The organism is Nevskia sp., assembly GCF_023266035.1.
Taxonomy (GTDB): domain Bacteria; phylum Pseudomonadota; class Gammaproteobacteria; order Nevskiales; family Nevskiaceae; genus Nevskia.
The window spans coordinates 1-15,104 of record NZ_JAHFRY010000115.1 but is presented as its reverse complement, the minus strand read 5'-3'; the positions used below and the strand labels follow the sequence as shown (position 1 = coordinate 15,104).

Genomic DNA, 15,104 nt, shown 5'->3' with positions numbered 1-15,104 from the left:
GTGGAAGCCGCAAACAGGCGGCCATCATCCTTGTCCGGCGCGCCGAGTGGGCGCACTTCCGAACCGGCGCCGGAAACCAGATGGGTGACCGTGCCGCCGGGGCGGCGGATCAACTGCAGATCGTGCTCGTGTCCGGCCATGTAGGCCTGCACGTGATACTTCTCGAGCAAGGGCACAAGCGTCGCTTCCAGTTCTTTCTGGATGCCGCCACCGGCTTCCTTCTTGCGCTTGCCGACCGTATACACCGGGTGGTGACCGACGACGATCTTCCAGCGTGCGGTCGATTTCTTCAGCTCGGCTTCGAGCCAGCGCAGCTGCCGGGCAACGTCCTGATCCTCGACGGCGTACTTGTCCGGCTGCCGCTGGTAGTCCTCGATGAACGGCGAAGTGTCGATGAAGAAGAACTGCGCATGGGTGCCCGAGCCCTCGCCGGCTTCGAAGGTCTTGGTGAAGTAGCGCGACGGCATGTGCCAGCGCCGGCTGCGCTTGCTGTAATCGATCTGGGCCTGCGGATTGCCGCGATAGTCGTGATTGCCACGTACCAGTCGGTGTGCAGCGCGTGATCGGTGTAGACGTCCTCGAACGAAGCCTGCCAGGCAGGATCGTCGACGCTGGCAACGCCGTTCGGATAGAAGTTGTCGCCGACCGAAATCACGAACGCGGGATCGACCTTCCGCGCCGCCGCCGCCAACCGGCCGGCGGTATCACTCTGGCCGTCCTCGCCATGACGTCCCCAGTCGCCGATGACCAGGAAATGCAACGCGTCCTTGACCGGCGTCACCGGCGAAGTGGGCGGCGTGATCGGGCCGGCAACGACGGACGCGGACACGATGGCGGCCAGCGCAAGCGCGGCAGAGCGAAAACGGTTCATGGTCAATGCAGAAGGTGGATGCTTCAGAAGTTCAGCTTGATGCCCAGTTCGCCGGTGAAGCCGTACTCCTCGTACTGCGAGTTGTAGCGCTTCGAGCCAAGGTAGGCATAGAACGGCTGGTCATTCAGATTGATCAGATTGACGTAGACGCGCGCGTAATCGGTGAGCTGATAGCTGGTGGTGAAATCGAGCTGCAGATTGCAGGCCGCGCTGCGATCGAAACGCGGATCGTCGAGTTCCTCGAAAGAATCCAGGTAGGCGCTGCGATAGGTCGCCGAGAGGCGGGCGCTGAAGCCATATTTCTCATAGCCGAGTGCCAGGTTGCCGATCCGATCCGACTGCCGCGGCAGTGACACTTTCTCGTCGCGGAATGGCAGTCGCGCCTGGCTGTCGACGAAGGTCGCGTTGACCGACACCAGCAGGCCATCGAACGGTGATGGCAGGAAACGCAACGACTGCGTGTAGCCGAGTTCGAGGCCATAGACCTCAGCCGTGTTGCCATTGACCGCCTGGAACACTTCGTCGAAGGCCTCGAAGCCGGGGCTGCCGGCAACATCGGCAATGACGATGAAATTCTTGATCCGCTTGTAGAACGCGCCGGCCGAAACCACGCCGACGCCGCCCGGGTAGTACTCGAAGGCCAGATCGACGTTCTGCGCACGGAGCGGCTTCAGATCCGGGTTGCCGGCTTCGGCGACTCGTTCGATCTCGCCATCGTCGTCGGTCACTTCGACCGACAGACGGGGTGCCGCATCCTCGTAGCCCGGTCGCGCCAGTGCCTGGGTGTAGGCCAGACGGCCGAGCAGGCGCTTCGAGAAGCGATAGCGGAAATGCAGGCTCGGCAGCACGTTGGTGTACTGGCGCTCGCCGGTGAATGGCGCAAAGCTCGGGGCGCCATCACCGTCGACTTCGTCGATCGTCACCTGAGTACCGAATGCCTGGTAATCGGTGTGCTCGACACGCACGCCACCGAGCACGCGCAGCGCATCGATATCGACTGCCGCCAGCGCATAACCGGCGTAGATGTCTTCGTCGATGCGGTAATCCCCACCGCGCGAACCAATGGCCGACTCGGCAGCATCGACCTCGAAGCCATCGCGGCCGGCGTTGAAGAACGAGCGCAAACGCGCGGTATCGACACCCGGCCCGAAGTTGCCGAGCGGATAGCGGATGCCGTTGTTCGCGTACGCGGACAGCAGCACATCGTCGTCCCCGAAACCGTCGTACAGGCTCAGTTCACCCTCGTTGGTCTTCTTGCGGATGCGTGCCTTGCCGCCGATCTGCACATGGCCCGGATAGCCGCCGAAGCTCAGATCGCGCTTCAGGTTCAGCGCGAAGCTGGTTTCGCGTTCTTCGGTTTTGGTCGATTCGAATTCGATCTGGTCGAGCGCGTAGTTATCGGCATCGAGCACCGCGCCATCGAGCCCGAACAGCAGCGGTTTGCGGCGGCTGTTCAGCGAATAGCCGAGATCGAAACCTTCGCCGACGAACAGATTGGTCTGGCTGTTCGGGTTCTTTTCGTTCGACACGCTCTGAGCGGCGACGTAATCGAGATGCCAGGGCCCGAAGTGGTGCTTGGCACCCAGCGCGGCCGTGAAGATGCGCTGCGTTTCGATGCGTGCGCTGGCCTCCTTCTGCACTTCGGCACCGAGGAACTGGCCGCCGTTGTCGTCGAGCGCGGAAACCTCGCCCTGATCGAAGGCGTACAGCGTGGTCTGCTGGACTTCGTCGTCCTCGAAGCTCGAATACAGGGTGCGCAGATAGAACTGGTGGTCGGTGCTCGGCCGCCAGTCGAAATTCAGCGTCGTCGACAGGCGTTCGCGGGTGATCGTGTAATCGCGCTGCTCGCCTTCTTCCAGACCCGGCACTTCGCTGCCGTCCGGCGCTTCGAGGAACGGGAAGCCGGCGGTCTCGACATTGTCGGAACCGAAGCGGCGGCGGAAATAGCTGACGCCGCCGGAAACACCGAAATCGTTCTTGCCCGCCAGCGACAGCAAGCGCGTCGCCGTGGCCGCGAGGCGCGGACTGATGATCTCGCGCTGATCGTTGTAGCTGCCTTCGCTGCGCAGGCTGAAGCTGTTGCCGCGATCGAAGGCGGTGGCGGTCTTGATCTCAATGTTGCCGCCGATGCCGTCGCCATCGAGGTCCGGCGTCAAGGTCTTGGTGACTTCGAGGCCTTCGAGCAGATCGGTGGCAATGACATCGAGATTCACCGCACGTGTGTCGTTCTGCGGCGCGCCGACACGAACGCCGTTGACGGTCGCCGCGTTCAGCGCCGGATCTAGCCCGCGAATGACCACGAAGCGGCCTTCGCCCTGATCGCGCGCCACCGACAAGCCCGGCAACCGCTGCAGGGACTCGGCGACGTTCTGGTCCGGGTACTGGTTGATGGCGTCGAAATCGACGACGGTCTTGATGTTGTCCGCCGCGCGCTGGCGATTCAGTGCACCAGCCTGGCCGGCGAGCTGACCGACCACCAGCACCTGCTTGAGCTTGACCGAGGCATCACCGAGCACGAAGTCCTTGGCGGTGTCGGTGTCGTTGGCCACGCTGATCGACTCGATCACTTCGTTGGCACCGAGGTACTGCGCGCTGAGCTTGTAGCTTCCGGCCGGCACGCCGCTGAACTGATAGCGGCCATCGCGATCGGCCGAGGCTTCGCGGCCCAGTTCCTGGATGCGGATGATCGTGCCCTGCAAGGACGTGCCGGCACCACCCGCCACGCTGACCCGGCCGCTGATGGTGCCTTCGGCTTCCGCCGCGCCGCTGAGCAGAAACGCCGCAACCAGTCCCCGTCGCGCCACCGATGGCACGAAGCCCTTGCCCGTCATGAACATCCCCGTGAAAGAAAACTGCGCTCGGGTCATCACCGGCTGAGCGCCGGTCGATGCCTGTTGTCGAGCGCACCCTAGGGACGAGGGATGACGGATTCGTTAAACGGCTGAATGATGTCGATTTTTGACTGATGCCATCCGATAAATTGACTTTTGCTCGACGTTATTCGGCCATTGGTGCGCAGACTCGGCGACCTTCGATAGCGGCTACGGCGCAAACGCAGGCGGATTGGTCTTCGGCACGCTCTGTGTTCCGCGTCGCAGATGGTTCTCGCCGCGGCTGGTCTGCAGCGCCGTCGCAAAGCTCTGGCCGCGCGAACGCTTGTCGATGGTGTCGACGTACCACCACTCGTTGCTGACTCGTTGCGGCGTGATGTCGAGCAGCATGTAACCGCGCTGATTCAGGTTGATGTACTTGAAGTGCGGGTTGTTGGTGCGCAGCACCGGCACCAGTGCCTGCAGGCTGTCGAGCCCCGGCGAGGTGATCGAGGTGCAGACAAATTCAACGGCCAGCGAGCCAAGACCCGTCAGCGCGTTGTAGCCGCCGAAACGACCGCCGAGCAGCTTGTTCGGGTCCGGCGTCAGGTCGGCCGCCCAAGAGCAATGGATGTCGCCGGTCAGCACCACGACGTTGTCGACCGGATCGTTGTTCCGATCACCCGCCAGAGTCTCGAAGATGCGATCGCGACGCGGACTGTAGCCGTCCCACTGATCGACGTTCAGATACTGGCTGAGCTTGCTCGCGTTCGGCAGGCCCAGGACTTTCAGCTGCGCGAACATCACGCCCTGGCCGATCAGCTTCCATTTGTTCTGCGGCGCGCGGCGCAGGCTGGTGATCAACCAGTCTTCCTGCGCCAGGCCGAGCAACTGGCGATTCGGATCGGTGAACGGACCGGTCTGCAGGAATACGCCGAGGCCGGCTTCGGGCAGCAGCCCGATCTGCGGCGTCAGCTGTTCGTCGCGGGCACCGACCCGTTCTTCGAGCAGGTGCAGATCGGCCAGATTGCCGATCGAGAACGAGCGGTTGTTGCGGCGCAGATCGTTGGCGTCCGGCACCCGGGTCGGCATCCATTCGTAATAGGCCTGCAGCGCGTTGGCGACACGCGTGGCCCAGTCGCCCTCGGTATCCGGCTGATGATTTTCGGCACCGCCGGCCCAGGCATTGTTGGCGAACTCGTGATCGTCCCAGATCGCGATGATCGGATGCTGCCGATGCAAGGCCTGCAATTCCGGCTCGCGCTTGTACTGGCCGTGACGGCTGCGGTAATCGGCCAGCGTCAGGATTTCATGCGCCGGTTCGTAGCTGCGCGCATTGCCGTAATCGCCATTGCCGTACTCGTAGATGTAATCGCCGAGATGAATGACGAAATCGAGATCGGCGCGCTCGGCAATCCGCGCGTAGGCGTTGAAGTAGCCGTGGGCCAGGCTGGAGCAGGAAGCGACGGCGATTCGCAGGCGGTCGACATTGCCCACCGGCAGCGTCCTGGTCCGGCCGATCGGCGACAGCACCGTGCCGACGTTGAAGCGGTAGTAATACGTGCGGCCGGCCTCCAGGCCGGCAGCGTCGATCTTCACCGTGTAGTCGCGGCTGGCATCGGTGATCAGGGCACCGGTCTGCACGATGATGTTCAGCGCAGGATCGGTGGCGACCAGATAGCTGACGGTGACCGGCCCGGCATTCGGCGTGGTCACCCGGGTCCACAGGATCACCCGATCCTTCAGCGGATCGCCGCTGGCAACGCCGTGCACGAACGACAAAGTGGTCGCCGCGACGGCGACATTGCCCTGCTCCGACAGCAGCGGCAGCGTGCTGACCGCCAGGCCGGCGGCGGCAGACTTCAGGAAGTTGCGGCGATCCAATCCCGCGCGCTTCGGCTTGCGACGACGTTGCTGACCCATGGCTGCCCGCTCTCAATCTGGTGGCTGTAGCCCCTGATTGTTCGGCCCGGCAGTGACAACGGGATGACGCAGGCGGATCCCGTTAGCGGCGCAGCCCCTTCTCCTGCATCACCATCGCCGCGATCTCCTCGATCGACATGTTCGCGGAGTTCAGATGCGGGATGTTGTTGCGGCGATAGAGCTGCTCGGCCTGCCGCAGTTCGTAGGCGCACTGGGCCAGCGAGGCGTACTTCGAACCGGGCCGGCGCTCGCTGCGCACCTGCTGCAGACGTTCGGGATCGGAGCTCAGGCCAAACAGCTTGGCCTGGAAACCGCGCAGCGCCTTCGGCAGCTTCTGGCTTTCGAGATCGTCCTCGGTCAGCGGAAAATTGGTCGCGAACACCGCGTGCTGCAGCGCCAGGTACAGGGTGGTCGGCGTCTTGCCGCAGCGCGACGGCGCGATCAGGATCACGTCGGCCCTGACCAGGTCGCGAACGCTCTGGCCGTCGTCGTGCTCCATCGAGAAATTCATCGCCTCGATGCGCGCGTTGTAGCGGCCGTGATCGCTCATGCCGTGAGCGCGGCCCTGGGCGTGACTGGATTTGATACCCAGCTCTGCCTCGACCGGCGCGATGTAGGTATCAAACAGATCGAGGAACAGCGCGCTGGCAGTGCGGATGATCGCGCGCACCTCGTCATTGACCGTGGTGCTGAACACAATCGGCCGCCGGATTTCCGTGGCCGACACGTGATTGATATAGTCCACGGTCACACGAGCCTTCTCGGTCGAATTGATGAACGGCAGCGTGATTTTCTTGAACTCGACGCCTTCGAACTGCGTCAGCAGCGTCCCGCCGAGCGTTTCGGCAGTGATGCCGGTGCCGTCCGACACGAAGAACACGATGCGTTGCGCACTATCGGTCACGCGTAAGCGCCCCTTCTACCCGAATCCCCATTCCTTGCCATGTCCTGGTTTTATCTCGTTTTTGCCGGCCTGCTGGAAATCGGTTTCACGACCGCCCTGAAGATGTCGAACGGTTTCTCGCTCGAGCGGCCGAAATATATCCTCGTTTTCACCGCTTTCGCGCTGGCCAGCTTTTTCCTGCTGAACCTGGCGATGCGTACCATCTCGCTCGGCACGGCTTATGCAGTGTGGACCGGCATCGGCGCGGCCGGTACAGCCGTGGTGGGCGTCTGGTTCTTTCACGACACCCTGACCGGCCTGCAGATATTCTTTCTATGCCTGCTGATCGCCTCGATCATCGGGCTTAAGTTGGTATCCTGAGCCCAACAGCAGTCATCCCTCCCTCATTCAGCAGGAATTCCGGTAAATGGCGACCCCGACGGTACTCTGGTTCAAACAGCTGGGCATGCACGATGTCGAGTTAGTCGGCGGCAAGAATTCCTCGCTAGGCGAGATGATTCAGCACCTGACCAAACTTGGTGTTTCGGTGCCGGATGGCTTCGCGACGACGGCCGAGGCCTATCGGGAATTCCTTGCCTATGAAGGCCTGGCCGACCGCATCAACGCCCAGCTCGATGCGCTGGATGTCGACGACGTGGTCAAGCTCGCCAAGGTCGGCAAGGCGATCCGCGAAGCCGTGATGCAGGCGCCATTTCCGGCGGCGCTGGAAGCCGAGATCCGCACTGCCTATGACCGGTTGCTGGCCGAAGCCGGCGTCGAGATTTCGGTCGCCGTGCGGTCGTCGGCCACCGCCGAAGATCTGCCCGACGCCTCGTTCGCCGGCCAGCAGGAAACCTTCCTCAACGTCCGCGGCATCGACGACGTGCTGGCGAAGATGAAGGAAGTATTCGCGTCTCTGTTCAACGACCGCGCCATTGCCTACCGCGTGCACAAGAACTTCGATCACTCGAAGGTCGCCCTGTCCGCCGGCGTGCAGCGCATGGTCCGCTCGGATGTCGGCTCGTCCGGCGTGATGTTCACGATGGACACCGAATCCGGCTTTCGCGATGCCGTGTTCATCACTTCCAGCTACGGCCTCGGCGAAGCCGTGGTCCAGGGCGCGGTGAATCCGGACGAGTTCTACGTCTACAAGCCTTCGCTGGCCGCCAAGCGCCCGGCGATCCTGAAGCGCGGCCTTGGCGAAAAGGCCAAGAAGATGGTCTATGCCGACCCGGCGGGTGGCAAGGCTGTCGAGTTCACCAGCGTCGCCGACGCCGATCGCCGCAAGTTCTCGCTGACCGACGCGCAGATCACCGATCTCGCCGCCCAGGCGATGATCATCGAGAAGCACTACCAGCGGCCGATGGACATCGAATGGGGCCTCGATGGTACCGACGGCAAGCTATACATCCTGCAGGCGCGCCCGGAAACGGTGCAGTCGCGTGCCGGTGGCAGCCGTCTGCGCCGCTATAAGCTGAAATCGAAGGGCAAGGTGCTGATCGAAGGTCGCGCCATCGGCCAGAAGATCGGCGCCGGCCGCGTCCGCTTCCTGAATTCGATCGACCAGATGGAGCGCGTGCAGCCGGGCGACGTGCTGGTCACCGACATGACCGATCCCGATTGGGAGCCGGTGATGAAGCGCGCCAGCGCGATCGTCACCAATCGCGGCGGCCGTACCTGCCACGCGGCGATCATCGCCCGCGAACTCGGCATTCCGGCCGTCGTCGGCACCGGCAACGCCACTTCGGTGCTGAAGGACGGCACTGAAGTGACCGTCAGCTGCGCCGAAGGGGATACTGGATTCGTCTACGCCGGCCATGTCGACTACGCGATCGACGAGATCGAGCTCGACAAGATGCCGGAGATTCCGGTCAAGATCATGATGAATGTCGGCACGCCGGAGCAGGCGTTCGACTTCGCATCGCTGCCGCACAAGGGCGTCGGCCTTGCCCGTCTGGAATTCATCGTCAATCGCCAGATCGGCATCCATCCGCAGGCGCTGCTGGAACTCGACAAGCAGCCGGCCGACGTGCGCCGGATCATCGATCAGATGATTTCCGCGTACCCGTCGGCGGTCGATTACTTCTGGATGCGCATGGCCGAAGGCATCGCGATGATCGCTGCGGCGTTCGCGCCGGAGCCGGTGATCGTGCGCCTGTCCGACTTCAAGTCGAACGAGTACGCCAACCTCGTCGCCGGTTCGCGCTACGAGCCGCACGAAGAGAATCCGATGCTCGGCTTCCGCGGCGCCTCGCGCTACATCTCGAAGGACTTCCGTCCCTGCTTCGATCTCGAATGCAAGGCGCTGAAGTACGTGCGCGACGAGATGGGCCTGACCAATGTCCAGGTCATGGTGCCGTTCGTGCGCACCCTGGCTGAGGCCAAGGGCGTCTCCGACATCCTCGCCGCCAACGGCATGGCGCGCGGCGACAACGGCCTGAAGCTGATCATGATGTGCGAGCTGCCGTCGAACGCCGTGATGGCCGACGAGTTCCTCGAATACTTCGACGGCTTCTCGATCGGTTCCAACGACATGACCCAGCTGACCCTGGGCCTGGATCGCGATTCCGGCCTGGTAGCGGCGGGTTTCGACGAACGCGATCCGGCGGTCAAGAAGATGCTGAGCATGGCGATTAGCGCCTGCAAACGGGCCAACAAGTACGTCGGCATCTGCGGCCAGGGACCGAGCGATCATCCCGATCTCGCCATGTGGCTGCTCGAGCAGGGCATCGAATCGATGAGTTTGAACCCGGATACGGTGGTCGAAACCTGGCTATTCCTGGCGGGTCAGAAAGCCTAGGCGAGGACTGTCCTATCGCCGCGCTGCAGTCGTTGGCGATGACGCGCGGCGGATGTTTGCGTGGCCTGTTGCTGGCGGCTTTAATGCTGTTGGCAACGGTCACCGTCACGCAGGCTGACAGCACACCCGGCCGCTTTGATTACTACGTGCTGAGCCTGTCGTGGTCGCCGGAGTACTGCGCGAAATCCCACCGCGACGACGAAATGCAGTGCGCCCGCCCGTATGCCTTCGTCGTTCACGGCTTATGGCCGCAGGACGAGCACGGCTGGCCTTCGGATTGTCCCTCCAGGGAACGGGTGCCCGATGCGACGATCGAGCGGATGCTGCCGCTGATGCCGAATCGCGGCCTGATCATTCACGAATGGCGCCGACACGGCACCTGCAGCGGCTTCAGAGCAGATGCCTATTTTTCGCTGGTCGAGCAGGTTTATCACTCGATCAACATTCCGGCCCGCTATCAGCGGGTGCGCAGCGCCTTGAACGTTGCTACCACTGAACTGCGCCGCGATTTTCTGACAGCCAATCCGGCGATGCCGAAGAAAGCGCTGATCCTGCAATGCTCGGGCAGTTATCTGCAGGAAGTACGAATCTGTCTCGATCGCGAACTGAAGCCGCGCGCCTGCAGTTCCGATCAACGCAACCACTGCGGCTCGAGCGTGCTGCTGAGGCCGGTTCGGGTCAGCGCTCGTTGATCGATCAAGCCGGCACTGGCTCATGCTGTTCGGCAGGCAGCAGCCGCTGCTCGGCAATGGTCACCGGCAGACGCAGATGGAACTGCGTGCCGCTGTCGTCCGAGGTCGCGGTGATATCACCGCCGTGATAGGCGGCGATCTTGCGGCAGATCGCCAGGCCGATGCCGGTGCCTTCGTAAGTCTCCGCGCCGTGCAGGCGCCGGAAGATGGCGAACACGTTGTCGAGCTGATCGGCCGGAATGCCGATGCCGTTATCGGCCACGCTGAGCAGCCAGTGATCGCCGTCGCGCTCGATCGAGATGCGGATGCTCGGCCGCGTGTCAGGCCTCTGGAATTTGATCGCGTTGCCGATCAGGTTCTGCAGCAGCTGCACCAGCAGACCGTGATTGGCTTCGATCTCGGGCAAGGCGCCGAAGGCGATATCGGCACTGCTGCGGTCGATCTCGGCCTTCAGGCTTTTCAGCGCTTCGGTGATGGTGTCGGCCAACGGCCGGCGCGTGATCGATGCGGCATCGGCACGGCCGACACGGGACAGCGACAGCAGATCCTTGATCAATAGCTGCATCTGTCGCGCGCCCTTGTCGATGTAGTCGAGAAACTCGACCGCATCGCCCTGCAGCTGGTCACGATGACGCAGGCTGAGCAACTGCGAAAACCCTGAGATGGTCCGCAGCGGCGCCTGCAGATCGTGCGAGGTGATGTAGGCGAACTGCTCGAGTTCCTTAACCGCGCGGTTCAGATCGGTGAGCGAGCGGCGCAGTTCTTCCTCGGCCAGCTCGCGCGAGGCGATTTCTTCGAGCAGCCGCTGGTTCGCTTCGGCCAGTTCTTCCGGCGAGCGCATTGACAGCAGCCTCGGCACCAGCGGAATGATCGCGACCGCAGTGGCCAGCGACACCGCAGCGGTCAGCCCTTTCTCGATGCCCTGCAAGTAATAGATCGGCTGCCAGATGGTGACGATGTCGAGGATGTGGCTGATGCCGCACAACACGATGAATGCGGCGAACAGCGCAATCGCCCAGCCGAACGACAGCGGTGCGGGACGACGCGTGATGAACCACAGCAGCGCCGCCGGAATCATCAGGTAGGCAATCGCGATGACCGTGTCCGAAGCCACATGCAGCCAGATCAGGTCCGGCCGCAACTGGAAGCAGACGCCGTGCGGCAGCAGGCCACTCGACAAGCCGGGAAGGAAGTTCAAGCTCATGATTCAGGGAGTCCTGCGCGGCTCACTTGTCGTCGCCCGGCGAGCGGCGCGGCGGCAGCACCACCAGCCGCAGCCAGAAGTCACGCAGTGCTTCGGCCAGCCGAAAGAAATCGCCGAGGTCGACCGGCTTCGACAGATAGCAGTTGGCGTGGGCGTCGTAGCTGGCGGCGATATCGCTTTCGGCCGTCGAGGTCGACAGCACCAGCACTGGCGTGCGGCGCAAGGCCGGATCGCCCTTGATCGTACGCAGCACTTCGCGACCATCCATGCCCGGCAGATTGAGATCGAGCAGCACCAGATCCGGCGACTTGCAGCCGGCGTATTCGCCTTCGCCACGAATAGCCCGCAGTGCCCGCTCGCCATCGCCGGCAATCATCAGCTCGTGCGGCAGGCCAGTTTCGCGCAGCACTTCCTGCATCAAGCGCACATCGGCAACGCTGTCCTCGACCAGCAGGATGACCGGCGCCCGCACGCTGCCCGCAGTCGGCGAGCCAGCGTTGCCGGCGTTCTGGATCAGCACGCGATTCCCCGAGACGAGCAGCGGCAGGCCTGGACCGCGCGGGATGCGGCAAAACTGGCGGCGTAATTCGGCATGGTCGGGGCAGCGGGCAGAAGCCCGGGTTGGAACGAGCCATCAATCTACGGGCCGCAACCGGATCGCGGAAAAATTTCATACCGATGGCGCCAGCCTGCGGACAGACGGCGGACCTCGCATTCACGGAGCGCTGGCGGAGTCGCTAGACTGCCGCGCTTCGCTTTTTCCACTGCTTTCCATGGCTGATGATCTGCGCCGAGGTGCTGTGTTCGCGGTCGCTGCGGCGGCGGCGATGGCGGTGGGCGCCACTTGTGTGAAAGGCGCCTCGGCCACCGTGCCGAGCACGATGATCGTGTTCTTCCGCGCCTTGTTCGGGCTGATGCTGATGCTGCCCTGGCTGATTCGCGGCGGCCGACAGGCCTGGCGTACGAAGCGCATCGACGGCCATGTCTGGCGCTCGGCATTCGGCATCGTCTCGATGTACGGCTATTTCCATGCGCTCAGCCATCTGCCGCTCGCGGAAGCGGTACTGCTGACCTACACGATGCCGCTGTTCGCGCCCTTCATCGGCTGGCTCTGGCTCGGCGAACGGCCGCCGAATTCCGCCCTGCCCGCTGCCCTGATCGGCCTCGCCGGCATCGCCTTGATCGTCAAGCCAGGCACCACCGAACTGACCAGCTCGGCGGCGCTGATCGGTGCGCTGTCCGGCGTCAGTGCCGCTGCCGCGATGATCGGCATCCGCCGGATCAGCAACACCGAGCCGGCGTCGCGGATCGTGTTCTATTTTCTGTTGATGTCGACCGTCATCACCGCCACGCCGCTGCACTGGACCTGGCGGACGCCGACGGCACCGGCCTGGTTATGGCTGCTTGGCGTCGGTGCGTTCGCGACTGGCGGCCAATTGTTGCTGACCCGTGCCTATGGTTCGGCACCGGCGGCGTTCATCGGACCGTTCACCTACACCGCGGTGATCTTCGCCGGCGCGCTCGGCTGGGCGCTGTGGGGTGAAACGCCGGATCTGTGGTCGCTGGCGGGCATCGCGCTGGTGATCGGCTCCTGTCTGCTGACCTTGCTGCCTGGCCGCAGCCGGCGTCGCATCGACGCGCCGACGGAAGTCTGAGATAGCCCCGGCGGTCGCGGACGGGTACTCTGGGCGGTCCCCTTTCGCGGTTTCCGCACCATGTCCAATCACAAGTCCGACCTCATCGTCGAACACGTCTCCGACAAGCTGGTCCGGCTCAAGCGCCGTATCGATGGCGGTTTCAAGCTGAAGGCCGACTGGGCGCCCAGCGGCGATCAGCCGCAAGCGATCGAGAAGCTGGTGGAGAACCTGGAGGATGGTCTGGCGCATCAGACCCTGCTCGGCGTCACCGGCTCGGGCAAGACCTTCACGATCGCCAACGTCATCCAGCGCACCCAGCGGCCAACGATGATCCTGGCGCCGAACAAGACTCTGGCTGGCCAGCTGTACGGCGAGTTCAAGGAGTTCTTTCCCGACAACGCGGTCGAGTATTTCGTCAGCTATTACGACTACTACCAGCCGGAAGCCTATGTGCCGTCGTCCGACACCTTCATCGAGAAGGATTCGGCGATCAACGAGCACATCGAGCAGATGCGACTGAGTGCGACCAAGGCGCTGATGGAACGAAAGGACGCGATCATCGTCGCGTCGGTGTCGGCGATCTACGGCCTCGGCAATCCCGAGGCCTACTTCAATATGGTTCTGCACCTGGTCAAGGGCGACAAGCTCGGCCAGCGCGAGATCATCCGCCGCCTCACTGAAATGCAGTACACGCGTAACGACGTGGCGCTGGCGCGCGGCACTTATCGGGTCCGCGGCGAGATCATCGACATCCATCCGGCGGAATCGGACGAGGAAGCAGTGCGAGTCGAACTGTTCGACGACGAAGTCGACGGCATCAGCTACTTCGATCCACTGACCGGCGAAATCCGCCGACGCGTACCGCGGGCCACGGTCTACGCGAAGAGCCATTACGTGACGCCGAAAGAGCGGACGATGGCGATGAGCGGCGCGATCAAAGACGAGCTTCAGGAGCGGATCAAGTACTTCGCCGATAACGGCAAGCTGCTCGAAGCGCAGCGCATCGAACAGCGCACCAGTTTCGATCTCGAGATGATCCAGGAGATCGGCTACTGCAACGGCATCGAGAACTACTCGCGCTATCTGACCGGCCGCGAACCGGGCGAGCCGCCGCCCTGCCTGCTTGATTATTTGCCGCCGGACGCGCTGGTCGTCATCGACGAAAGCCACGTCACCGTTCCGCAGATCGGCGGCATGTACAAGGGCGACCGCGCCCGCAAGGAAACCCTGGTCGCCTACGGCTTCAGACTGCCGAGCGCGCTCGACAACCGGCCGCTGAAGTTCGAGGAGTTCGAGCGCCTGGTGCCGCAGACGATTTATGTCTCGGCAACACCCGGCCCTTACGAGATGAAGTTGTCAGGCGACGCGATCATCGATCAGGTGGTGCGCCCGACCGGCCTGATCGATCCGGAAGTCGAAGTTCGCCCCGCCGCGTCGCAGGTTGATGACGTGCTCGGCGAGATTCGGATCCGCGTGGCTCAAGGTGACCGTGTGCTGATCACCACCCTGACCAAGCGGATGTCGGAAGACTTGACCGACTATCTGAATGAGCACGGCGTGAAGGTGCGCTACCTGCATTCGGATATCGAAACCGTCGAGCGCGCCGAAATTCTCCGCGACCTGCGTATCGGCGTGTTCGATGTGCTGGTCGGCATCAACCTGTTACGCGAAGGCCTTGATCTGCCCGAGGTGTCGCTGGTCGCGATTCTCGATGCCGACAAGGAAGGCTTCTTGCGTTCGTCTCGTTCGCTGATCCAGACCATCGGCCGCGCCGCCCGCAACCTGAACGGCAAGGCGATCCTGTACGCCGACGTGATCACCAACTCGATGCGGGTAGCGCTCGACGAAACCGATCGCCGTCGCGACAAGCAGATTGCCCACAACCTGGCCAACGGCATCACGCCCACCAGCATCGCCAAGCGCATCAACGATGTAATGAAGATGGGCTACGAAGCGAATGACACGACGCCGTCGCGTCGCGTTGCCGAGAAAGGCACCGATTACGCGCGGATGGCGCCGGAGAAACTCGCGAAGATCATCGCCAAGCTCGAAAAGGAAATGCGCGAAGCGGCGCAGAACCTGGAATTCGAACTGGCCGCGAAGAAACGCGACGAACTCCGGCGGCTCCGCGAGACCGCGCTTGGCGCCCGTTCTGGCTGAACCCGGTCAGTCTCAACTTGGTCGCGAATATGCTTGCAACGTCTGCCTACGTGCTCCTATAATTGCGGACTACGCAGGCGCGTAGCTCAGCTGGTTAGAGCACCACCTTGACATGGTGGGGGTC

Annotated in this window: 11 protein-coding genes; 5 read left to right on the top strand and 6 right to left on the bottom strand. The window is 63.1% G+C overall.

Annotation, left to right across the window (positions count from 1 at the left end; genetic code table 11):
- The 4 genes from Q0D45_RS16420 to Q0D45_RS16405 form a co-directional block, all read right to left on the bottom strand.
- Window positions 1-500, bottom strand: a 500-nt coding sequence (locus Q0D45_RS16420) for a metallophosphoesterase (protein ID WP_293395138.1), incomplete at its 3' end; no start/stop codon positions are given.
- A 394-nt stretch (window positions 501-894) separates the two neighbouring features.
- Window positions 895-3,702 (bottom strand): TonB-dependent receptor, encoded by a 2,808-nt coding sequence (locus Q0D45_RS16415; RefSeq protein WP_293395133.1) that lies wholly within the window; start codon window positions 3,700-3,702, stop codon window positions 895-897.
- Between the two features lie 210 nt (window positions 3,703-3,912).
- Window positions 3,913-5,604 (bottom strand): alkaline phosphatase D family protein, encoded by a 1,692-nt coding sequence (locus Q0D45_RS16410; RefSeq protein WP_293395130.1) that lies wholly within the window; start codon window positions 5,602-5,604, stop codon window positions 3,913-3,915.
- Window positions 5,605-5,686: 82 nt separating this feature from the next.
- The gene (locus Q0D45_RS16405) at window positions 5,687-6,508 is read right to left on the bottom strand and encodes a pyruvate, water dikinase regulatory protein (protein ID WP_293395128.1); all 822 of its coding nucleotides are present in this window, start codon (window positions 6,506-6,508) and stop codon (window positions 5,687-5,689) included.
- A gap of 39 nt (window positions 6,509-6,547) precedes the next feature.
- On the opposite strand from Q0D45_RS16405, the gene Q0D45_RS16400 reads away from it, so the two are divergent.
- Genes Q0D45_RS16400 through Q0D45_RS16390 form a run of 3 tightly spaced genes read left to right on the top strand, consistent with a single transcriptional unit; the run spans window position 6,548 to window position 9,979 of the window.
- Window positions 6,548-6,868 carry a multidrug efflux SMR transporter gene (locus tag Q0D45_RS16400; RefSeq protein WP_022975481.1) on the top strand — a complete coding sequence of 107 codons (321 nt, stop codon included), beginning with the start codon at window positions 6,548-6,550 and terminating at the stop codon, window positions 6,866-6,868.
- Window positions 6,869-6,914: 46 nt separating this feature from the next.
- The gene (ppsA, locus tag Q0D45_RS16395) at window positions 6,915-9,287 is read left to right on the top strand and encodes a phosphoenolpyruvate synthase (RefSeq protein ID WP_293395123.1); all 2,373 of its coding nucleotides are present in this window, start codon (window positions 6,915-6,917) and stop codon (window positions 9,285-9,287) included.
- Complete coding sequence (locus tag Q0D45_RS16390) at window positions 9,197-9,979, top strand: ribonuclease T2 (RefSeq protein ID WP_293395120.1); 783 nt, start codon at window positions 9,197-9,199, stop codon at window positions 9,977-9,979. The genes ppsA and Q0D45_RS16390 overlap by 91 nt, the downstream gene beginning before the upstream one ends.
- Window positions 9,980-9,983: 4 nt before the next feature.
- On the opposite strand, the gene Q0D45_RS16385 is transcribed toward Q0D45_RS16390, so the two are convergent.
- Window positions 9,984-11,183: an ATP-binding protein gene (locus Q0D45_RS16385; RefSeq protein ID WP_293395117.1), complete on the bottom strand. Its 1,200-nt coding sequence runs from the start codon at window positions 11,181-11,183 to the stop codon at window positions 9,984-9,986.
- 22 nt (window positions 11,184-11,205) lie between these two features.
- A complete protein-coding gene (locus tag Q0D45_RS16380) occupies window positions 11,206-11,697 on the bottom strand; it encodes a response regulator (protein ID WP_366946479.1) in 492 nt (163 codons plus the stop codon).
- Window positions 11,698-11,956: 259 nt separating this feature from the next.
- Here Q0D45_RS16380 and Q0D45_RS16375 point away from each other — a divergent pair, with 259 nt between their 5' ends.
- The gene (locus tag Q0D45_RS16375; protein WP_293395113.1) at window positions 11,957-12,838 is read left to right on the top strand and encodes an EamA family transporter; all 882 of its coding nucleotides are present in this window, start codon (window positions 11,957-11,959) and stop codon (window positions 12,836-12,838) included.
- A 60-nt stretch (window positions 12,839-12,898) separates the two neighbouring features.
- Window positions 12,899-14,980 (top strand): excinuclease ABC subunit UvrB, encoded by a 2,082-nt coding sequence (gene uvrB, locus Q0D45_RS16370; protein ID WP_366946477.1) that lies wholly within the window; start codon window positions 12,899-12,901, stop codon window positions 14,978-14,980.
- Window positions 14,981-15,104: the final 124 nt, after the last annotated feature.